Here is a 21,642-nt window from a genome sequence, read left to right as displayed (position 1 = left end):
CCTTGTTTTGAGATTTACAGGCCTGACACCTGCTCCGACGAGGCCGCGCCCCAATAACGCAACCGGCGCATTTCACGCTCGGCCATCTCGGGAGGATCGACCAGCTCCATCATCAGCTTGCCCGACGCGCTGGTGCTGCCGAGCGACTCGGCCACGATGCGCACGTAGCGCGTCTGCCCGGCATCCAGCATGAAGCTCACTCCATCGCCGGTCCAATACAGGTTGGTCACCGTGTAGCTGCCCGCCGGCCGGTCGACGAAGAAGAATGCGCCCGGCTTGTTGCGGCCCACCACCACCCCATTGACGCGCATCTTCTGCTGCACCGACGACATCATTTCGGGCTGCGGCTGATAGAAATAGATGCGGCCCTTGTCCTGCGGGACCGGCGGGAACCGCGTGACGGCGTTTTCGTACTTGGATCCGGCACACCCAACCAGGACCATTGCCGCCAGCATCATGGCGGCCATTCTCACCAGGCTCATTGGCGCATCTCCACCGGCAGGGTGACAGGGCGCGACAGCGCGATATAAGACCCCTCGCCGGGCAGGTAGAACCCCACCAGCTTGCCCGAAGAGGCCACCGGGTAGGCTTCGTTCTGCCGGCGTGTCTGGATCGTGAACAGGCGCCCCTGCGCACGGTAGACATCACCCTGCAATATGGCGCCGACTCGCTGCCATTGCGATCCCGACGGCAACGTCACCGCCCCCTCGTTGGGCAGCGTCGCGATCACCGCCCGCGACAGCTGGATCGTGCTGACAGGCTCCGAGGCGGCAACAGGCACCAGCGACACTCGTTCCGACCTCACGGCCATGCAGCCGCCCAGCACGATCACGCATGCGCCCACGACAAACCACACACGGACCATGTGGTCCATGTGGCCCAATATCCCGCCCTTGACCTGAGATGACGCCATGAATACCTCGAATGGCAAAAGCTCCGAGTATATATAAACGCGACATATTTTTACAGAATTTAGCGCCTCTTCCGACGGTGCAGTCGACAGCGAGCGCCCTACCCTACGTTAGTAGCGCAGCTTCTCGCGGTCGCGCCAGCCCGCGCCCCAATAGCGCAGGCCGCTCATGTCCTGCTGCGCCGTCTCGGCCGAGTCCTCCAGCCGCAGCACCTGAGTGCCGCTGACAATGTCCGTGCGCACATAGCGAGTCTGGCCGGCTTCCAGCGGCACCGGCAGCTCAGCCCTGCCCGCCCTCTTGTCGTGCGCTGTGGCGAGCGTGTGCGCTCCGGCCGGCCGGTCGACGAAGAAGAAGCGCCCCGGCTTGGAACGGCCGACCTTGCGGCCATCAACCAGGATTGGAGGCTCTGCCGCGCTGGGGCCATCGGCCTGGGCCGGCTGGTAGACGTAGATCCGTCCATTGCCGGCCTCGATCGCCGGGATCTGGGCCGCGATCTCACCGTAGCGCGGTCCGGCGCAGCCTGCCAGCAACAACGCGGCGGTCGACATCACAAGCATCCTTCCGATCTTCATGCGGGCTCCTGGGGCTGTCGTGTTCGGAAGCCGATAGCGGCATCCGCATCATGAATATCGCGAAAGTATATGCGGGGACGGGCCCCGTTAGCGGCGCCGCGGTGAAGGTGGGACGGTATCAGCGCGCGCTGGCCGCCAGCGCCTGGCGGCGCTGTTCGAACAGGCAGATGGCGGCGGCCGCGCCCACATTGAGCGATTCGACCGCGGTCATGTCGTGGGGAATGCACAGCTTGAGCCGCGCCGCCGCCAGCAGATCGGCCGCCACGCCCTGCCCTTCATGACCGAAAACCCAAGCGCAGCGCTCGGGCAGGCTTCCCGCGTACAGGTCCCGGGCCCCATCCAGCGCAGTCGCCACCAGCGGCACGCGCAGGAGCCGCAGCAGCGCCTGCAAGTCCACGTGCTCGTGGATCGCCAGCGCGAAATGCGCCCCCTGGCCGCTGCGCAGCACCTTGGGCGACCAGGCGGCCGCGGTGCCGGTGGCCAGGAACACGCGCTTGATGCCGGCCGCGGCGCAGGTGCGCAGCAAGGTGCCGACATTGCCGGGATCCTGGATGCGATCGAACAGCACGCAATTCTCGTCCACCGCGGCGGGCAGGGACAAGGGCGGCGGCGTCACCACGAAGGCAACGCCCTGCCCGCTTTCGACACTGGCCAGCGCCTGCATCAGGCGCGCATCCAGCGCCAGGCAGCGGGCGTCCGGCACGGCGGCCGCCAGCGCCGCGATATCGGGCTGGGCCAGCCGTTCGACGTCGAAGATGGCCTGGTCCGGCGCGCCATGATGCTGCAGCCAGGCCTGGCACAGGTGCACGCCGTCCAGCAGCACGGGCGCGCCGCGCTTGCCGGCGGTGCCGGCAAGCTTGACCAGCGCCTTGACCGCGGGATTGTCGCGGGAACTGATGTGCTTCATGGGACCAGGCCAAAGGCCTTGATGGGCGCGAAACTGCGGCGGTGCTCGGCGCAGGGGCCGTGTTCGCGCAGCATCTGCAGGTGCAAGGCGGTGCCGTAGCCCTTGTGCTGGTCGAACGCGTACTGCGGATACAGCGAATGCAGGCGCAGCAGGTCGGCGTCGCGCGCGGTCTTGGCCAGGATGGAGGCGGCCGAAATGGCGGGCACCAGGGCGTCGCCCTTGATCACGGTCTGCACCGTGCAGCCCAGCTTGGGCGCCTGGTTGCCATCCACCAGCGCCAGCTGGGGCGCCAGCGAAAGCCCCTCGACCGCGCGGCGCATGGCCAACAGGGTGGCGCGCAGGATGTTCAGGCTGTCGATCTCGGCCACGCTGGCGCTGGCCACGCACCAGGCCAGCGCGTGCGCCTGGATCTCCAGCGCCAACGCCTCGCGGGTGGCGGCCTTGAGCACCTTGGAATCGGCCAGTCCATCGATGGGCCGGGCCGGATCCAGGATCACCGCGGCGGCATACACGGCGCCGGCCAGGGGACCGCGGCCCGCCTCGTCGACACCGGCCGTCACCAAGGCCGGCTGGGCCGGCGCGGCAAACAGGTCAGGCTGCTCCACCCGCCACCTCCAGGATCGCCTGGGCCGCCAGCGCCGGCGTATCACGCAGCAGTTCCTGGTGCAGCGCCGTGAAGCGGGCTTCGATGCGGGCCGCCAAGGCCTCGTCGGTCAACGCCGTCCAGGTGGCTTCGGCCAGCTTTTCCGGCGTGGCGTCGTCCTGCAACAGTTCCGGCACCGCGAAATCGCGCAGCAGCACGTTGGGCAGGCCGACCCACGGCAGGTAGGGCCGTTCCTGCCCCGATTTCCACGCCATGATGCGCCGCATCAGCGGCGACAGCACATACGAGATCACCATGGGGCGCTTGTACAGCGCCGTCTCGAGGGTGGCGGTACCGCTGGCCACCAGCACCGCGGTGCTGGCTTCCATCACCGACCAGGCCACCGGGGCCTGGCGTTCGCCGCCTTCGCCATGCAGGTCCTGCGCGGTCACGCAGCGCAACCCCGGCACGGGATACTTGGCCAGGATCGCCTGGAATTCGGCGCGGCGCTGGTCGTTGACCATCGGCACCACGCATTGCAGCGCCGGATCGCGCTTCTGCAGCATCTGCGCGGCCTGCAGGAAGCGCGGCGCCAGCAGGCGAATCTCGGACGAACGGCTACCCGGCAGGATCGCCAGCACGCGCGCGTCCTGATCGATGCCCAGCCGCGCGCGCGCCGCCGCGCGGTCCGGCTGCATCGGCACCGCGCCGGCCAGCGGATGGCCGACATAGGTGACCGGAATGCCTTCCTTGCGGTAGATCTCTTCCTCGAACGGGAACAGCACCAGCATGTGCGACACCGAATCGCGGATCTTGTGGATGCGGTCGTAGCGCCATGCCCAGATCGACGGCCCGACGAAATGCACGGTGGGCGTGCCGGCCTGGCGCAGCTGGTGCTCCAGGCGCAGGTTGAAATCGGGCGCGTCGATGCCCACGAATACCGACGGCGGCTCGGCCAGCCAGCGCCGCGATACGTCGCGGTAGGTGCGCAGCAGGCTGGGCAGGCGCTTGAGTGCATCGACGTAGCCGAACACCGTCAACGCATGCATCGGATGCCAGGTATCGAAATCGCGGGCCTGCATCTGCGGGCCGCCGATGCCTTCGCACAGGACGCCCGGGGCGCGCTGCTGCAGACCGGCAATGATGCGGCCGGCCAGCAGATCGCCCGAGGGCTCGCCGGCCACCATGCCGATCCGCATGTTCATGGACGGATGATGCCGCGCGAAGCGACGTCGAGGAAATCCAGCAGCGTCTGCAGGTGCTCGGCGACTTCCGGTTCGGCCTGCTGGCGCGCGCGCAGCTCGGCGCGCGCGGCGTCCAGCGACAGGCCGCGGCGATAGATGATCTTGTACGCGTCGCGCAGCGCCGACACCTGCGCCGGCGTGAAGCCGCGGCGCTTGAGGCCTTCGACGTTGACTCCCACCGGACGGCAGGGATTGCCCGCGGCCAGCACGAACGGCGGCGTATCCTGCATCAGCGAGCTGTTGCCGCCCGTCATGCTGTGCGCGCCGATACGCGAGAACTGGTGCACGCCGGTCAGGCCGCCGACGATGGCCCAGTCGCCCACGTGGACGTGGCCGCCCAGCTGCACGGAATTGGCCAGGATGGTGTGGCTGCCCACGTGGCAATCGTGCGCCACGTGCACATAGGCCATGATCCAGTTGTCGTCGCCCAGCGTGGTGGCGCCCCCATCCTGCACCGTGCCGGTGTTGAGCGTGACGAACTCGCGCACCGTGTTACGGTCGCCGATCACCAGTCGGGTCGGCTCACCGTTGTACTTCTTGTCCTGCGGCATGCCGCCGATCGAGCAATACCGGTAGAACCGGTTGTCGCGCCCGATGGTGGTCACGCCATCGACCATGCAATACGGGCCAAGCTCGGTGCCGGCGCCGATCGTCACATCGGGTCCCACGACGCAAAAGGCGCCGATGACCACGCTGGGGTCGATTTTCGCCGCCGGATCGACGACGGCGGTAGGATGGATGTTTCCTGCCATTTACTCTTCCAGGCTGCGGATCGCGCACATGAGCTTGGCCGACGCCACTTCCTGACCGTCCACGGTGGCGCGCGCTTGGTATTTACAGATGCTGCGGCTCAGGCGTTCGGCTTCGACTTCGATGCGCAACTGGTCGCCCGGCACCACGGGACGGCGGAAACGCGCGCCGTCGATGCCCACCAGGTAGTACGCCGTCTTGGCGCCTTCGCACTTCAGGCCGCCGTTTTCGTCGGTGAACGAGAACAGCGCCGAGGCCTGCGCCATGGCTTCCACGATGAGCACGCCCGGCATCACCGGGTGGTGGGGAAAGTGGCCGTTGAAAAACGGTTCATTGATCGAGACATTCTTGATGGCGACGATGGACTTGCCAGGCACCATTTCGACGACGCGATCAATCAGCAGCATCGGGTAACGATGCGGCAGCCTCTCCATGATCCCCTTGATGTCGAGTTCCATTTTTCTGTGAATTCCTGCGAAATGAGATAAATCTTGCGGCGCCGGACGCGCCCAGGGCAACGAGGATGCGCCCTAGTCTTTTTCCAGCGTCCGCACGCGGCGGCGCAACTGCGCCAACTGTTGTATCACGGCGGCGTTGCGCTGCCATTCACCGTGATCCGCATACGGGTACACCCCGGTATAGCGTCCAGGTTTGGAAATATTCGACGTCACCGCGGTGCCGCCTGAAATATGCACGTCATCGGCCAGGGTCAGGTGCCCCGAGAGCATCGCCGCGCCGCCGATGGTGCAACGCTCGCCGATCGTGGTGGATCCGGCAACGCCCACGCAAGCCGCGATCGCGGTGTACTTGCCAATGCGCACGTTGTGACCCACCATGATCTGGTTGTCGAGCTTGACGCCGTCGGCCACCGTGGTGTCTTCGAGCGCGCCGCGGTCGATGGTGGTGTTGGCGCCGATTTCGACGTCGTCCCCCACCGACACCCCGCCCAGCTGCGGGATCTTGCCCCAGGCCCCCTGCCCCAGCGACGGGTCCGGCGCGAAGCCGAAACCGTCCGCGCCCAGCACCACGCCACTGTGGATGATGGCGCGGGCGCCGACCTTGACGCCCTCGTACAACGTGACGTGGGCATGCAGGCGGCTGTCGGGACCGATCGACGATCCGGCGCCAATCACGCAGCCTGCGCCCAGCACGCTGCCGCGGCCGATCCGCGCTCCCGACTCGATGACGCAATTCGGACCGATACGCACGTCGTCTTCGATGTGCGCGTCAGCCGCGACCACCGCCGAGGGGTGCGTGGCGGCCGGCAAGGCCGGACGCCGCGCGGCGTCGAACCACTGCGCCACCCGGGCGTACAGCAGATAGGGATGCTTGCACACGACCAGCGCGAAACGCGGCCGGTCGGCGCCGGCGGCCTCCAGCGCCTCGGCCACGTCGGCCGAGACGATCACCGCCCCCGCCTGGGTGGCGGCAAGCTGGCTCTGGTATTTGGGATTGGCCAGGAAACTGATTTCCTGGCCGCTGGCCGACGCCAGCGTGCCGATGCCGCGGACCCGCAAGGGATCGGCGCCGGCCGGCGCGCTGATGCGCCAGTCCATGCCCTGGGTATTGGCGGCGCTCAACAGCGCTTCAAGCGTCGGCGCGCGGGCAAGATCCAGTAGAACCGGCATACGGCGACTGCAGCTTATTTGCCCAGGCTCTGGATCACCTTGTCGGTGATGTCGATGCGCGGGTTGACCGTCACGGCGTCCTGGATGATCAGGTCGTAGTTTTCCTGCTCGGCGATGCGCTTGATGGCCTCGTTGGCCTTCGTCACGATGCTGGAAAACTCTTCGTTGCGGCGGCGGTTGAAGTCTTCCTGGAATTCACGGCGCTTGCGCTGCAGGTCCGTATCCAGGTTGGACAGTTCACGCTGGCGCTTGACGCGGTCGGATTCCGACAGCACCGGCGCGTCCTTGTCGAACTTTTCGGCTTGCGAGCGCAGGCTGGTGTTCAGGCGCTGCAGCTCGTCGTCGCGCTTCTTGAATTCGGCTTCGATCTTGCTTTGCGCCGTCTTGGCCGGACCGGACTCACGCAGGATCCGCTCGGTATTGACGAAGCCGATCTTGGTGTTCTGAGCCTGAGCGGGCACCGCCGCAACGGAACCGAGAATGAGCGCACCCACCAGGGCAATGGAGCCGCCCAGCTTGCCACGGCGCGTGGCGCGCAGCGAATTCGATGATTTAAGTGCGAAGTCAGACATCATGAAAATCTCACCTTCCAGTAAGGCAAAGCCAAAGTGTGTATTGTGCCACTAAACGGCAAAAGGGCCGGGCCGGCGGGCCCCTCCCTTGTTTTCAAGCGTAACGCCGATCAGAACCCGGTCCCGATCTGGAACTGGAAGCTCTGCTTGTCGTCGCCCGGCTTGGAATTGAGAGGACGGGCATACGACAGTTGCAGCGGCCCCATCGGCGACTGCCACGACAGGCCGATACCGGCCGAGAAACGCCAGCCGCAGGGATCCTCGACCTCGCTGCCCGGCTTGCCGTTGGTGCACGACAGGCCGCTGCCGGCGCTGACCTGGCCCGCATCGCTGAAGATGAACCAGCGCAGCGTGCGATCCTTGGATGCGCCCGGGAACGGCAGGTACAACTGGGCGTTGGCGACGATGCGGCGCGAACCACCCAGGTAGTCGCCCGTGACCGAGTCGCGCGGACCCAGCGACGAACCCTCGTAGCCGCGCACCGTGCCGATACCGCCGGCGTACACGTCCTTGATGATCGGGTAGTCCTTGCCGCCGTAGCTCTGGCCCCAATCGACCATGCCGTTCAGCGCCAGGGTGTACGAGTTGCCCAAGGGGATGAAGTACTGCTGCTGGCCGGTGAGCATGTAGTACTTCAGGTCGACCGTCGAGAAGTCGCTCTTCAGGCGGGTGTACGAACCCTTGGTCGGCGCCAGCGCGCTGTCGCGGGTGTCGTTGGACCAGCCGGCGGTGAAGATCACCGAGTTGGTCGCGTCGCCGTACTGGTCGACGAAATTGCGATAGGCGAGCGGCGAGTTCGAGAACAGGTCGATCTGGTTGCGCTCGAGATTGGCGCCCAGGAAGATCCGGTCGTATTCCGAGATCGGCACGCCGAAGTTCATGCCCAGGCCCATCGACTTGACGCGGTAGTCGCCGTCGTTGTTGTTCCAGGGCTCGGTCACGCGGTAATAGGCGGACGTGGTGCGGCTGATGCCGTCCTTGGTCCAATACGGATCGGTGTGCGACAGCACGATCGCGCGGTTGGTCTTGCTGGTGTTCAACTGCAGCGTCAGGTTGGTGCCGCTGCCGAACACGTTGTCTTCGCTGATGCCGGCCGACAGGATCGCTTTTTCGGACGAACCGTAACCCACACCCAGGTTGATCATGCCGGTGGGCTTTTCCTTCACGTCGACGTTGACGTCGACCTGATCGGGCGAACCCGGCACCGGATCGGTCTTGACGTTGACGTCGCTGAAGTAGCCCAGGCGGTCGACGCGGTCGCGCGAGGTCTTGATGTCCTTGGCGTCGTACCAGGCGGCTTCCTGCTGGCGCATTTCGCGGCGCACGACTTCGTCGCGCGTGCGGGTGTTGCCACCGATCTGGATGCGGCGCACGTACACGCGGCGGCTCGGGTCGACGTAGAACGTCAGGTCGGCCTCGTGCTTGGCGCGGTCCAGCTGCGGGTTGGGGTTGACGTTGGCGAACGCGTAGCCCAGTTCGCCCAGGTAGTCGGTGATCGCCTTGGCCGAGTCGTTGGCCTTGGCCGCCGAGAAGGTTTCGTCCGGCTTGATCTTGACCAGGTCGTTGATTTCCTTGTCCAGGCCGATCAGGTTGCCGGCCAGCTTGACGCTGCGCACCTTGTACGGCTCGCCTTCATGGACAGTGATGGTGATGCGGATGTCCTTGCGGTCCGGCGAGATCGTGACCTGCGGCGGTTCGACGGTGAATTCGAGGTAGCCGCGGTCGAGGTAGAACGAACGCAGGCGTTCGAGATCGCCCTCGAGCTTTTCGCGCGAATACTTGTCGGTATCGGTGTACCAGGTGAGCCAGCCCGGCGTGGTCAGCTTGAATTCGTCGAGCAGGTCGCTTTCGGAGAAGGCCTTGTTGCCGACGAAACGGATTTCCTGGATGCGGGCGACCGAGCCTTCGAACACGTCGAAGCTGACGCCGACGCGGTTGCGCGGCAGCGGCGTGACGGTGGAGGTCACTTCCACGCCATACTTGCCCTTGGACAGGTATTGCTGCTTGAGTTCGTATTCGGCACGCTCGAGCATCGAGCGGTCGAAAATACGGCCTTCGGCAAAACCCACCTGCCCCAGCGATTTGGTAATGGCCTTGGAATCGAATTCGCGCATGCCGTTGAAATTCACGGATGCGATCGTCGGGCGTTCCTGCACCACCACGACCACGACATTATTGTCGGTCTGGATCTGCACGTCGGTGAAAAAGCCGGTGCCATACAGGCGGCGGATCGCCTCGGTGGCTTCTTCCTCGGTGAATTTCTCGCCCACCTTGACCGGCAGATAACCGAAGACGGTGCCGGCGTCGGTGCGCTGGATCCCCTCTACGCGGATATCCCGCACGACAAAAGGGTCGAAGGCGTGAGCCATGCCTGGCAGCAGCAATGCGGCGATCAGACTCGGCACTACGCCCGGCAGTACACCCTTTTTGTGATGAAACATCCGGCGAAAAGACATCCTTGAGTATCCTCGGTCGTGCAAATGGCGGGGGATTTTATGCTAATTGGCGCTTAAGTAAACAGGCGCGTGAAATCATTGAACAGCGCAAGCCCCATCAGGCTTGCCAATAAACCAATGCCTGCGCGCTGTCCGATATCGATCCACCGTGCGGGCGGTGGACTGCCCCGCACAATTTCGACGAGATAGTACAGCAGATGCCCCCCGTCCAGCATAGGAATGGGCAGCAAATTTAGTACGCCCAGGCTGATACTGATCAACGCGATATAGGCGATGTACGCAACAATACCGATCCGGGCCGTCTGGCCGGCGTAATCGGCGATGGTCACCGGACCGCTGACATTGCGCCAGGAAACGTCGCCCGTCACCATCCGGCCCATCATGCGCAACGAAAACAGTGCCGTGTCCCAGGTGCGGACCGCCCCGCGCCAGAGGCTGTCGAACACCCCGTAGCGCACGGTCACCATGGGCACGTCGCCACCCAGCTGGACGCCGAGCCGGCCGATGACCTGGCCGTTGACCGTTTCGGCGCGCGGCGTGACGTTGATCGAGATCTGGGCGCCGTCGCGCGCCAGGGTCAGGGCCAGGGGCTTGCCGGCGCTTTCCTGGATCTGCTTGACCAGCGCGCCGGTATCGGGGGTGGGCTGGCCGTCGACGGCCAGGATCAGGTCGCCCTGGCGCAGGCCGGCCGCCTGCCCTTCGCCGCCGTCGTTGACGACGCGCACGGCGGGCTTGGGCTGGGCCAGGCGGATGCCGGCGGCCGCCAGCGGATCACCGCCAGCCGGATCCATGGCATTGGCCGGCAGGATCAGCTCGCGCTGCTGCGCGGAGCCGCCCGGCGTGCCGACCTCGACCAGCGCGCGGCCGCCCGTGGCCATCACGTCCATCAGGCGCCAGCGGGCATCGGACCACGACGCCACTTCCTGGCCATCGATGGCCAGGATGCGATCGCCAGCGACCAGGCCGGCGCGCGCGGCGGGCGTATCGGCCGCGGGCGGCGCGATCACGGCCACCGGCTCCTCGGTGCCCGCCATGTTCAGGCCGGCATAAAGGAAGACCGCGAGGATGAGATTGAAAATCGGACCGGCCGCCACGATGGCGATACGCTTGCCGACCGGCTTGTTGTTGAAGGCGCCCGCGGCTTGTTCGGCGGTGGCGCCGGCCGGGGCATCGTCCTGCATCTTGACGTAGCCGCCCAGCGGCAGGGCCGACAGGGCCCATTCGGTGCCGTGACGGTCGGTGCGGCGCAGGACGACCTTGCCAAAGCCCACCGAAAACCTCAGCACCTTCACGCCGCAAAGGCGCGCCACCCAGTAATGCCCCAACTCATGGAAAATGATCAGGGAGCCAAGCGCGACGGCAAAGGCCAGCAGGGTGAAAAGCATCGGGGTCAGGAAATCCAGGAATCAGGGACGACGTGGGACGCCGGGGTCATCCGCTCAGCGTCACGCCAGGCCAAGGTTGCCGGCGTAAACGCGCGCGGCGGCATCCAGCGCCAGCACATCGTCAAGACTGTTGAGCGTAACAGATGATTGCCCCCCCTGCCACTCCAGGGTCGCCTCGATGACGCGCGCAATCCAGGTGTAGGCCAGCCGCCCTCCCAGGAACGCCTCCACCGCCACTTCGTTGGCCGCGTTCAGCGCAATGCAGGCGGCCTGCCCGGCCCGCAGCGCCTCGAACGACAGAGCCAGGCACGGGAACCGCGCCAGGTCCGGTTTTTCAAAATCCAGCCGCCCCAGGCGCGTCAGGTCCAGTGGCCCCACGCCGCTGTTCAGGCGTTCGGGAAAACCCAACCCGTAGGCAATCGGCGTGCGCATGTCGGGCTGGCCCAGCTGCGCCAGGACTGACCCGTCGTCGTATTCGACCATCGAGTGCACCACGCTCTGCGGATGCACCACGACCTCGATACGGTCCGGCGGCATGGCGAACAGCCAGTGCGCCTCGATCACTTCCAGTCCCTTGTTCAGCATGGTGGCGGAATCGACCGAGATCTTGCGGCCCATGCTCCAGTTGGGATGGGCGCAGGCCTGCGCCGGCGTGACCTCATGCAGGTCCTCCAGGTCACGGCCACGGAACGGACCGCCGGACGCGGTCAGCAGCAGGCGGCGCACGCCCGGCGCGGGGGCAGCGGACGCGCCGGCGCGTCCGCCGTGCGGCATGCATTGGAAAATGGCGTTATGTTCGCTGTCGATCGGCAGCAATTCGGCGCCGTTGTCGCGTATTGCCTGCATGAACAGCGAGCCCGCCGCCACCAGCGCTTCTTTATTGGCCAGCAACACGCGCTTGCCCTTGCGGGCGGCCGCCAACGCGGCCGGCAGGCCGGCGGCGCCCACGATCGCCGCCATCACCGAATCACACTGCGGATCCGCGGCCGTGTCGGCCAGCGCTTGCGCGCCCACGCGGATTTCCGGCGGGGTTTCACCGGCGGGCCAGGCCGCCATGAACCTGGCACGCGCCTCGGTATCCGGCACCACCACCACCGCCGCACGACTGGCCAGCGCCTGTTCGGCCAGCCGCTGCATGCGGCTGTAGGCGGACAGCGCGTACACCGCCAGGCGATCCGGGTGGCGGGCGATGACATCCAGCGTGCTTTCGCCGATCGAACCGGTCGACCCCAGCACCACGACGCGTTGAAAAGCCGTCAAAACAACACTCCAGACAAAATGAATGCGAGCGGCGCAACCGGGAGGATCGCGTCGATCCGGTCATAGACCCCGCCATGGCCGGGCAGCAGCGCGCTGGAATCCTTGCGGCCGGCGCGGCGCTTGAGCAGGGACTCGAACAGGTCGCCGATGATCGACAGCACCCCCAGCAAGGCGGCGATCGGCAGGGCCAGCCAGAAGCTCCAGCGCGCGACCAGGGCATGGCCATAGGTGCCGTCCCAAAGACTGGACAGGCCGATCCAGATCACCGCGCCCAATACGCCGGCCACCGCGCCCGCCACTGTCTTGCCGGGGCTGACCCGCGGCGCCAGTTTACGCTTGCCGAACGCGCGGCCGGCAAAATAAGCGGCGATGTCGGCCACCCAGACCAGCGCCAGCAGCGACACCACGAAGCCGGCGCCATGGGTCATGAACATCTGCGCCAGCACCGCCCAGGCCGTGAAGGCGGCCGGCACGGAAAACAGCGACCAGGCCAGGCTGGCCGGCGCCGCGTCGGAACGGCCGCGCATCACCGCGGCGGTGGCGCCCAGCAGCCATACCGCGGCAACCAGCGGCGCCGCGTAGCGCAGGACCCAGGCGGGGTCGGTGACGCCTTCGCGTCCGCCCGAGAGCCAGGCCGACGTCAGTGCCAGCATGGCCGCGAACAACAGGATCGGGATACCGGCGGCGATCAGCGGCGACGGCGGCTGCGGCAACGTCAGGCGCAGCCACTCCCAATTGGCGCAGGCCGCGGCCAGCGCGAGCAGCGCCACGAACCACCAGGGATTGGCACTCATCATCGCCGCCGCCAGGATGGCGAGCAGGATGACGGCGGTAACGATACGCTGACCCAACATGTGACGGTCTCCTCGAGGTCGGCTCAGGGCCGCCGCGCGCCGCGCGGCTGGCGGCAAGCCGTTATTTGTCGCCGCTTGCGGCGAGCTGTGCGCTGGTGCGGCCGAAGCGGCGCTCGCGCGTGCGGTACCAGTCGAATGCCTCGCGCAACTCGTCGGCGCCAAAGTCGGGCCAGTAGCGGTCGGTGAAATAGAACTCGGCGTACGCCATCTGCCAGATCAGGAAATTGGAAATGCGCTGCTCGCCGCCGGTGCGGATGAACAGGTCAGGCTCAGGGGCCCAGGACATGGACAGGTGCCGCGCCAGCCGCTCTTCGTCGACCAGCTCAGGCTGCGTCGCCAGGGCCGGCTCGGCCGCCAGCATGGCGCGGGTGGCCTGCAGGATGTCCCAGCGGCCGCCGTAGTTGGCAGCCACCGTCAGGTGCAGGCGGTCATTGTGGGCGGTGCGGGCCTGGGCCGCGAAGATCAGTTCCTGCAGGCGCGGCTCGAAGGCCGACAGGTCGCCGATGACGTGCAACCGCACCCCCTGCTCTTCCAGCTTGCCGACCTCGCGCTCCAGCGCCTGCACGAACAGGCGCATCAGCAGCGACACTTCCTCGGCGGGCCGGCGCCAGTTCTCGGAACTGAAGGCGAACAGCGTCAGGTAACGCACCCCGGCGCGACCGCAGGCCTCGACCACGCGCCGCACCGCCTGCACGCCCTTGGCATGGCCCGCCGTGCGCGGCAGCAATCGCCGCGTCGCCCAGCGACCGTTGCCATCCATGATGATGGCCACGTGCTCCGGGATATCGCGGGTAGCGGGAACCGCCTGGGTAGAACTGGTTGCCATGGGTCTGGGGAGCGCCGTCGACCGGCGTAAAACAGGGAATACGGGAAAAATCCGCGCCGTCGATCCACTGCTGCGCCAGCGAGCTGCGAGGCAATGGATGGGACGGCGCGCGAAGGCAGCAATCCTGGCGCCGGGCGTGGCTAGCCGCCCCTGCCCGGCACTGCAAGGATTATACGGTCATGATTTCCGCTTCTTTTTGCGTGACCATCTTGTCGATGTCGGCCACGCTGCGGTCCGTCAGCTTCTGGACATCATCCTGCGCGCGACGCTCGTCGTCCTCGGAGATTTCCTTGTCCTTGACCAGCTTCTTCAGCCCTTCGTTGGCTTCGCGGCGCAGGTTGCGCACGGCCACCTTGGCGTCCTCGCCCTCGCTGCGCACGACCTTGGTCAGGTCGCGGCGGCGCTCTTCGGTCAGGGCCGGCATCGGCACGCGGATGCTGTCGCCCATGGACATCGGGTTCAGGCCCAGGTCCGATTCGCGGATGGCCTTCTCGATCGCGGCGGCCATGCTCTTTTCGTAGGGCTGGACGCTGATGGTGCGCGCGTCGATCAGGTTCACGTTGCCGACCTGGCTGATCGGCACGGGCGAACCGTAGTACTCGACCTGCACGTGGTCCAGGATGCCGGTGTGGGCGCGGCCCGTGCGGATCTTGGCCAGGTTGGTCTTGAGCGTGTCAAGCGACTTGGCCATCCTGGCTTCGGCGGATTTGCGGATTTCTGCGACGCTCATGGATTTTCCTTTTCTTTAAACGTGTACCAACGTGCCTTCGTCTTCGCCGCTGACGACGCGCTTGAGCGCGCCCGACTTATTGATCGAAAACACCTTGATCGGCAGCTTCTGGTCGCGGCACAGGGCGAACGCCGTGGCGTCCATCACTTCCAGGCGACGGACGATGGCCTCGTCGAAGCTGATGCGCGCATAGCGCGTGGCGGAAGGATCCTTGTTGGGATCCGCGCTGTAGATGCCGTCGACCTTGGTGGCCTTCAGCACGATCTCCGCGCCGATCTCGGCGCCACGCAGGGCGGCGGCGGTGTCGGTCGTGAAGAAGGGGTTGCCTGTACCCGCGGCGAAGATGACGACCTTGCCTTCTTCGAGGTAGCGCAGGGCCTTGGGGCGAATGTACGGTTCGACGACCTGGTCGATGTTCAGGGCCGATTGCACGCGGGTGTCGATACCCTTGTGCTTGAGCGCGTCCTGCAGGGCAAGGGCGTTCATGATGGTGGCCATCATGCCCATGTAGTCGGCGGTGGCGCGGTCCATGCCCTGCGCACCGGGCGCGACGCCACGGAAGATGTTGCCACCGCCGATGACGATGGCCAGCTCGACGCCGGTGGCGGCGACTTCGGCGATCTCATCGGTCATGCGGACGATGGTGGAGCGATTGATGCCGAATGCATCGTCGCCCATCAGCGCCTCGCCGGAAAGTTTGAGAAGAACCCGTTTGTATGATCTGCTGCTCATAGGTGATATCCCGAAGAACAATCCGACGAAAGTTTAAGACAAGAAATAGGCCGGACTAGAAAATATCTAGCGCCGGCCTGTAAGGACTACCCTGAGATCAGGCGCGGCCGGCGGCGGCGGCGGCAACCTCAGCGGCGAAGTCGCTGGTCTTCTTCTCGATACCTTCGCCGACGACGAACAGCACGAACTTGCTGATCGAGGCGCCCTTGGCCTTGAGCATCTGTTCGACGGTGTTCTTGTCGTCCTTGACGAACGGTTGCGACAGCAGCGTCACTTCCTTCAGGAACTTCTGCACCGAGCCTTCGACCATCTTGGCGACGATTTCAGCCGGCTTGCCCGATTCGGCGGCCTTCTGCTCGGCGACCGAGCGTTCGGCGGCGATGTCGGCCGGGTTCACGCCGTCGGCGTTCAGGGCCTTCGGCTTGGTCGCGGCGATGTGCATCGCCAGGTCCTTGCCCACTTCCTCGGCGCCGGCGTATTCCACCAGCACGCCGATCTTGCCGCCGTGCACGTAGCTGGCCAGGGCGTTCGGGGTCTGGATGCGCTCGAAGCGGCGGATCGAGATGTTTTCGCCGATCTTGCCGATCAGGGCGGTACGGGTCGATTCGATGGTGCCGTCGCCGTAGGGCAGCGCCGACAGGGCGGCCACGTCGGCGGGGTTCTGGGTGGCGACCAGCTCGGCCAGCTTGTTGACGAAGGCGACGAAGTCGTCGTTCTTGGCCACGAAGTCGGTTTCGCAGTTCACTTCGATGACGGCGCCTTGCTTGGCGTCGGCCGAGATGAACAGGCCGATCAGGCCTTCGGCGGTGACGCGGGCGGCAGCCTTGCTGGCCTTGTTGCCCAGCTTGACGCGCAGGATTTCCTCGGCGCGGGCCAGGTCGCCTTCGGCTTCCGTCAGGGCCTTCTTGCACTCCATCATGGGCGCATCGGTCTTTTCGCGCAGTTCCTTGACCAGGGCGGCGGTAATTTCAGCCATGTTAGCTCCAAATTTTGCTAAGACATGCCCCGGCGGGCCGGGGCATTGGTGTGATTCGATGAGACGTCCGCAAGCAGCGGATGAGGAAGGCGGGAGTCCGCCTTCGCACTGCCGGCGAGGCGGGGGCACGCCGCTTTCCGCGACCGCCCCCAGACACTAACCGCCGGACATGACAGCAGGCTTTAGGCCTGGTTATCCTGCACTTCGACGAACTCTTCCTGGCCTTCACCGATTTCCTCGACCAGACCGTTCAGGTTCTGTTCGCGGCCTTCCAGCACGGCGTCGGCGATGCCCTTGGCGTACAGCGCGATGGCCTTGGCCGAGTCGTCGTTGCCGGGGATCACGTAGTCGATGCCTTCGGGCGAGTGGTTGGTGTCAACCACGGCGACCACGGGGATGCCCAGGGTCTTGGCTTCGGCGATGGCGATCTTGTGGTAGCCGACGTCGATCACGAACATGGCATCGGGCAGGCCGTTCATGTCCTTGATGCCGCCGATCGACTTGTTCAGCTTTTCCAGTTCGCGCTGGAACAGCAGGCCTTCCTTCTTGATCATGCGCTCGGCGCCGCCTTCGGCGACCACGGCTTCCATGTCCTTCAGGCGCTTGACCGAGGTCTTGACCGTCTTGAAGTTGGTCAGCATGCCGCCGAGCCAGCGGGCGTCGACGAAAGGCATGCCGCAACGGGCGGCTTCGGCGGCGACCAGCTCGCGGGCGGCGCGCTTGGTGCCGACGAACAGGATGTTGCCACCGCGAGCAGCCAGCTGCTTCACGAACTTGGTGGCTTCCTGGTACTTATCAACCGTCTTTTCCAGGTTGATGATGTGAATCTTGTTGCGATGGCCGAAGATGAAGGGGGCCATCTTGGGGTTCCAGTAGCGGGTCTGGTGACCGAAGTGGACACCCGCTTCCAGCATTTCGCGCATCAAAGACATAACTTTCTCCAAGGGTTGATTTCTTGCGCCGCACCTGCATCAGCCTGTGGCTGACACCCTGGGTGGTGTTGCGCGCGATTTCCCGCACCTGCGGGATGAACAGAATTTTAACCGGGCCGGCCGATCACTGCCGCACTACTCCGACGTGCCGGGCATGTGCCCCGCGCGCCTTGCTGCCACGCTGCCGCGATAAACCCAGACGGCCGCCACGACGAAGCGCCTTGCCCCGCCTGCACGCATCGCGCCGTCCGACCCGCCAGGAAATCCCTGGCAGTTTCTTCCAGCGCACCCGGACCTGTTTTGTTGGCAGCGAAATCCAGTTCCCTCGCGTCCTGGTTTTCAACCAGGATCTTTCAACCCTGGTTTCAATCATCACGCGCATCAGTCGCCGGAGGCATTTCTTCAGGAAAACAGGGTTTCAAAACCCGGGTTTTCCAAGAACTTAAACCGGCAGCCACATCGAACCTGCATCGCTGCTCGAAAACATGACCGGGCTTGCGAGCACGCAGCGCCCCAGCCTGAGGGATGTACACGCCCGACCTTCCCGGCCCGCCGCCCTCGCCCGCCTGCCGCGCCGCCTCGCCCCCGGAATCTCGCGACTGGCCCGAATTCCCACCACAACCTTCGCTTGCGATGAAACTCCAGGACCCGCCACCGATCTCACAAGATGCGGTGCGACCCAACATGCAGGGTCGAACAACCAACCAGGTGGCCTGGATGATTCCATCCCCACCCGCCGGGATCGGCGCTTGCCGCTACCCAGATTGCTCCCCAAAATTTTAGGGAAGCCTATAATTCTACTATTCTTTCAAGCAGACATTCAAGCGAGATCCGTCAGTCATTCCATGGGCACCATTACCAATCCGGCCGACCTGGCCAAAATGCGCGCGGCCTGCCAGGACGCCGCCAAAGTCCTCGATTTCATCACTCCCTACGTCAAACCTGGCGTCACCACCGGGGAACTGGACCGCCTCTGCCTGGAATACCTGACCGACGAGCTCAAGGTGAAGTCCGCCACGGTGGGCTACGCCCCGCCCGGCTACCCGCCCTTCCCCGGCGCCATCTGCACCTCGGTCAATCACCAGGTGTGCCACGGCATCCCGGGCGACAAGGCGCTGAAAAACGGGGACTCCCTCAATATCGACGTCACCATCATCAAGGACGGCTGGTTCGGCGACACCAGCCGCATGTACGCCGTGGGCGAGCAGTCGATCCTGTCGCGCCGCCTGACCGACATCACCTTCGAGTGCATGTGGAAAGGCATCCAGCAGGTCAAAAACGGGGCCACATTGGGCGACGTCGGCAACGCCATCCAGAAGCACGCCGAGGCCAACGGCTTCTCGGTGGTGCGCGAATTCTGCGGCCACGGCATCGGCCAGCGCTTCCATGAAGACCCGCAGGTGCTGCATTATGGCAAGCCGGGCACCGGCGTGGAATTGGTGACGGGTATGTTGTTCACCATCGAGCCCATGATCAACGCCGGCCGCCGCGAGATCCGCCAGTTGTCCGACGGCTGGACGGTCGTGACGCGCGACCATAGCCTGTCGGCGCAATGGGAGCATGCTGTCTGCGTCACCGACACCGGCTACGAGGTCCTGACCCTGTCGCCCGGCATGCCCAAGCCGCCCGCCTTCATCACCGAACCGATCGTCATTCCCGCCGTCTGACCCCGGCCAGTCCGCCACCATGACCGCCGATATCCTCAGCACCCTGCGCGAACGCATTCAGGAATCCCGGCGGGCCGCGGTGGCCCAGTTCCGCGAACACGAGCGCCCCGACACCCTGCTGGGCGACCTGCGCCGCATCGTCGACGCGGCGCTACGCGACCTGGTCAAGCACACCCCCCTGCCGGCCGGCGCCACGCTGGCGGCGGTCGGCGGCTACGGCCGCGGCGAGCTGTACCCGCATTCGGACGTCGACCTGCTGATCCTGCTGCCGCACGCGCCCACCGCCGAAGACGAGTCCGCCATCGAGCGCCTGGTCGCCGCGCTCTGGGACCTGGGCCTGGAACCCGGCCATAGCGTGCGCACCATCGAGGACTGCGAACGCGAGGCCGACGCCGACATCACGGTCGAGACCGCGCTGCTCGAATCGCGCTGGCTGGCGGGCAGCCGCGCGCTGATGAAGAAGTTCGAAGCCGCCACCCAGTCGCGACTGGATGCGCGCGCCTTCTTCCGCGCCAAGCGCGTCGAGATGCAGCAGCGCCACGCGCGCTACCAGGACACGCCCTACGCGCTCGAACCCAACTGCAAGGAATCGCCCGGCGGCCTGCGCGACCTGCAAGTGATCCTGTGGATGGCGCGCGCGGCCGGTTTTGGCGAGAACTGGCGCGCGGTGGCGCAGGCCGGCCTGTTGACGCCGTCCGAGGCACGCGACCTGCGCAAGGCGGAACAGGCCTTCAAGCGCCTGCGCATCGAGCTGCACCTGCTGGCCAACCGGCGCGAGGACCGCGTGCTGTTCGACCTGCAACCGGCCCTGGCCGAGGTCTACGGCATCCACGCCACCGCCACGCGCCGCGGCAGCGAGCTGCTGATGCAGCGCTACTACTGGGCCGCGCGCCTGGTGACCCAGTTGAACGGCATCCTGGTGCAGAACATCGAGGAACGCCTGTTCCCGCGCCCGGACAGCGACGCGCGCGACATCGACGACGATTTCCGCAACCTGCGCGACCGCCTCGACATCATTCGCGACGATGGTTTCGAGCGCAATCCCACGCTGCTGCTGCGCGCCTTCCTGGTGATGCAGCAGCACCCCGAGCTGACCGGCATGTCGGCGCGCACGCTGCGCGCCATCTGGCATTCGCGCCATCGCATCGACGCGCAGTTCCGCCGCAATCCGGTCAACCGCAAGCTGTTCCTGCAGATCCTGCAGCAGCCGCGCGGCATCGTGCATGAACTGCGCCGCATGACCATGCTGAACATCCTGCCGCGCTACCTGCCGGTGTTCCGCCGCATCGTCGGCCAGATGCAGCACGACCTGTTCCACGCCTACACGGTGGACCAGCACACGCTGGCGGTGGTGCGCAACCTGCGCCGCTTCACCATGCCCGAGCATGCCCAGGAATATCCGCTGGCCAGCCAGTTGATCGCCGGCCTGGACCGCCATTGGCTGCTGTATGTGGCGGCGCTGTTCCACGACATTGCCAAGGGCCGCGGCGGCGACCATTCCGAGCTGGGCGCGCGCGAGGTGCGCAAGTTCGCCCACGACCACGGCATGGAACCCGAGGACACCAGGCTGGTGGAATTCCTGGTGCGCCAACACCTGCTGATGTCGGCCGTGGCGCAGAAGCGCGACCTGTCCGACCCGGCCGTGATCCAGGAATTTGCCGCCACGGTCAAGGACGAACGCCACCTGACGGCGCTCTACCTGCTGACGGTGGCCGATATCCGCGGCACCAGCCCCAAGGTCTGGAACGCCTGGAAGGGCAAGCTGCTCGAGGACCTGTACAAGCTGACCCTGGCCGCGCTGGGCGGCGCCCATGCCGACGCCCACACGGTGCTGACCGAGCGCAAGGAAGAGGCCGCGCGCCTGACGCGCCTGGCCGGCCTGCGCGACGACGCCCGCGAAGCCTTCTGGAACCAGCTCGACGTGGCGTATTTCCTGCGCCACGACGCTTCCGACATCGCCTGGCACACGCGCCATCTGTATCACCAGGTGACGCCGGCCCATGCGGTGGTGCGGGCCCGCCCCACCGAGCAGGGCGAAGGCCTGCAGATCATGGTCTATACGCGCGACGTGCCGGACCTGTTCGTGGCGATCTGCGGGTATTTCGACGCCAAGTCGCTGTCGGTGCAGGACGCCCGCATCCACACCACGCGCCACGGCTGGGCGCTGGACAGCTTCATCGTGCTGCTGCCCGAGGGCGCCAGCGACCTGCGCGCCCAGGCCACGCTGGTCGAACACGAACTGGCCGAGCGGCTCAAGGACATCCAGGCCGCCGCCCAGGCCACCACGGGGCGCGGCGGCTACTACGGCCGCGGGCGCCAGTCGCGCATGTCGCGCGTGTTTCCCATCATGCCGCAGGCGGAACTGCAACCCGACGAGCGCAGCACCTCCTGGCGGCTGTCGGTCACGGCGACCGACCGTCCCGGCCTGTTGCACGCCCTGGCGCGGGTCTTCGCCCAGCACGAAGTCAACCTGCTGATGGCCAAGATCATGACGCTGGGCGACCGGGTCGAAGACGTTTTCATCGTCGACGGCGCTGCGCTGGCGCGCCCGCGCAGCCAGATGCAGTTCGAGCGCGACATCCTGGACGCGCTGGCCGGCGACGAGGCCCGGCAACAGGCCGCCTGAGGCTCGCCCGCGGGCCGTCGCCAGACGGCCG

Annotated in this window: 21 protein-coding genes; 2 read left to right on the top strand and 19 right to left on the bottom strand. The window is 66.1% G+C overall.

The window, feature by feature from the left end:
* Window positions 1-14: 14 nt before the first annotated feature.
* From ACVN9Z_RS19400 to rpsB, 19 genes are all read right to left on the bottom strand, one after another.
* Window positions 15-482, bottom strand: a complete 468-nt coding sequence (locus ACVN9Z_RS19400) for a DUF2846 domain-containing protein (protein ID WP_109433516.1) — start codon at window positions 480-482, stop codon at window positions 15-17.
* Entirely contained in the window at window positions 479-874 is a 396-nt protein-coding gene (locus ACVN9Z_RS19395; RefSeq protein WP_223821396.1) for a hypothetical protein, read from the bottom strand. The genes ACVN9Z_RS19400 and ACVN9Z_RS19395 overlap by 4 nt, the downstream gene beginning before the upstream one ends.
* 147 nt (window positions 875-1,021) lie before the next feature.
* The gene (locus ACVN9Z_RS19390; protein WP_054497156.1) at window positions 1,022-1,483 is read right to left on the bottom strand and encodes a DUF2846 domain-containing protein; all 462 of its coding nucleotides are present in this window, start codon (window positions 1,481-1,483) and stop codon (window positions 1,022-1,024) included.
* A gap of 118 nt (window positions 1,484-1,601) precedes the next feature.
* A complete protein-coding gene (locus ACVN9Z_RS19385; RefSeq protein ID WP_054497157.1) occupies window positions 1,602-2,390 on the bottom strand; it encodes a TrmH family RNA methyltransferase in 789 nt (262 codons plus the stop codon).
* Window positions 2,387-2,995 carry a ribonuclease HII gene (gene rnhB / locus ACVN9Z_RS19380; RefSeq protein ID WP_006385187.1) on the bottom strand — a complete coding sequence of 203 codons (609 nt, stop codon included), beginning with the start codon at window positions 2,993-2,995 and terminating at the stop codon, window positions 2,387-2,389. The genes ACVN9Z_RS19385 and rnhB overlap by 4 nt, the downstream gene beginning before the upstream one ends.
* Window positions 2,982-4,178, bottom strand: a complete 1,197-nt coding sequence (gene lpxB, locus ACVN9Z_RS19375; RefSeq protein ID WP_020927377.1) for a lipid-A-disaccharide synthase — start codon at window positions 4,176-4,178, stop codon at window positions 2,982-2,984. Before lpxB ends, rnhB begins: the two co-directional genes overlap by 14 nt.
* Window positions 4,175-4,969, bottom strand: coding sequence for an acyl-ACP--UDP-N-acetylglucosamine O-acyltransferase (gene lpxA / locus ACVN9Z_RS19370; RefSeq protein WP_006385189.1), 795 nt, complete (start codon window positions 4,967-4,969; stop codon window positions 4,175-4,177). The genes lpxB and lpxA overlap by 4 nt, the downstream gene beginning before the upstream one ends.
* Window positions 4,970-5,425, bottom strand: a complete 456-nt coding sequence (gene fabZ, locus ACVN9Z_RS19365; protein WP_006385190.1) for a 3-hydroxyacyl-ACP dehydratase FabZ — start codon at window positions 5,423-5,425, stop codon at window positions 4,970-4,972.
* 72 nt (window positions 5,426-5,497) lie between these two features.
* Window positions 5,498-6,595 (bottom strand): UDP-3-O-(3-hydroxymyristoyl)glucosamine N-acyltransferase, encoded by a 1,098-nt coding sequence (gene lpxD / locus ACVN9Z_RS19360; protein ID WP_054472212.1) that lies wholly within the window; start codon window positions 6,593-6,595, stop codon window positions 5,498-5,500.
* A gap of 14 nt (window positions 6,596-6,609) precedes the next feature.
* Complete coding sequence (locus ACVN9Z_RS19355) at window positions 6,610-7,170, bottom strand: OmpH/Skp family outer membrane protein (RefSeq protein ID WP_024068647.1); 561 nt, start codon at window positions 7,168-7,170, stop codon at window positions 6,610-6,612.
* A 107-nt stretch (window positions 7,171-7,277) separates the two neighbouring features.
* Window positions 7,278-9,623, bottom strand: a complete 2,346-nt coding sequence (bamA, locus tag ACVN9Z_RS19350) for an outer membrane protein assembly factor BamA (protein WP_047992747.1) — start codon at window positions 9,621-9,623, stop codon at window positions 7,278-7,280.
* A 53-nt stretch (window positions 9,624-9,676) separates the two neighbouring features.
* The gene (gene rseP, locus ACVN9Z_RS19345; RefSeq protein WP_006385194.1) at window positions 9,677-11,008 is read right to left on the bottom strand and encodes an RIP metalloprotease RseP; all 1,332 of its coding nucleotides are present in this window, start codon (window positions 11,006-11,008) and stop codon (window positions 9,677-9,679) included.
* Window positions 11,009-11,068: 60 nt separating this feature from the next.
* Window positions 11,069-12,268: a 1-deoxy-D-xylulose-5-phosphate reductoisomerase gene (locus tag ACVN9Z_RS19340; RefSeq protein WP_458212530.1), complete on the bottom strand. Its 1,200-nt coding sequence runs from the start codon at window positions 12,266-12,268 to the stop codon at window positions 11,069-11,071.
* Window positions 12,265-13,122 (bottom strand): phosphatidate cytidylyltransferase, encoded by an 858-nt coding sequence (locus tag ACVN9Z_RS19335; protein WP_006385196.1) that lies wholly within the window; start codon window positions 13,120-13,122, stop codon window positions 12,265-12,267. Before ACVN9Z_RS19335 ends, ACVN9Z_RS19340 begins: the two co-directional genes overlap by 4 nt.
* 61 nt (window positions 13,123-13,183) lie before the next feature.
* On the bottom strand, window positions 13,184-13,948 hold the full coding sequence (gene uppS, locus ACVN9Z_RS19330; protein WP_006385197.1) for a polyprenyl diphosphate synthase: 765 nt from the start codon (window positions 13,946-13,948) through the stop codon (window positions 13,184-13,186).
* A 169-nt stretch (window positions 13,949-14,117) separates the two neighbouring features.
* Window positions 14,118-14,678: a ribosome recycling factor gene (gene frr, locus ACVN9Z_RS19325; RefSeq protein WP_006385198.1), complete on the bottom strand. Its 561-nt coding sequence runs from the start codon at window positions 14,676-14,678 to the stop codon at window positions 14,118-14,120.
* A 15-nt stretch (window positions 14,679-14,693) separates the two neighbouring features.
* The gene (gene pyrH, locus ACVN9Z_RS19320; protein WP_006385199.1) at window positions 14,694-15,410 is read right to left on the bottom strand and encodes a UMP kinase; all 717 of its coding nucleotides are present in this window, start codon (window positions 15,408-15,410) and stop codon (window positions 14,694-14,696) included.
* A 97-nt stretch (window positions 15,411-15,507) separates the two neighbouring features.
* Complete coding sequence (gene tsf, locus ACVN9Z_RS19315; protein ID WP_006385200.1) at window positions 15,508-16,386, bottom strand: translation elongation factor Ts; 879 nt, start codon at window positions 16,384-16,386, stop codon at window positions 15,508-15,510.
* Window positions 16,387-16,568: 182 nt separating this feature from the next.
* Window positions 16,569-17,318: a 30S ribosomal protein S2 gene (gene rpsB / locus ACVN9Z_RS19310; protein ID WP_006385201.1), complete on the bottom strand. Its 750-nt coding sequence runs from the start codon at window positions 17,316-17,318 to the stop codon at window positions 16,569-16,571.
* A gap of 845 nt (window positions 17,319-18,163) precedes the next feature.
* Here rpsB and map point away from each other — a divergent pair.
* Together map and ACVN9Z_RS19300 are read left to right on the top strand one after the other, a co-directional pair.
* Window positions 18,164-18,985, top strand: a complete 822-nt coding sequence (map, locus tag ACVN9Z_RS19305) for a type I methionyl aminopeptidase (protein ID WP_006385202.1) — start codon at window positions 18,164-18,166, stop codon at window positions 18,983-18,985.
* A gap of 19 nt (window positions 18,986-19,004) precedes the next feature.
* Complete coding sequence (locus tag ACVN9Z_RS19300) at window positions 19,005-21,611, top strand: [protein-PII] uridylyltransferase (protein WP_006385203.1); 2,607 nt, start codon at window positions 19,005-19,007, stop codon at window positions 21,609-21,611.
* Window positions 21,612-21,642 lie beyond the last annotated feature (31 nt).

Source organism: Achromobacter sp. KK8, from assembly GCF_054188005.1.
This window is presented reverse-complemented; position numbering and strand designations above follow the sequence as displayed.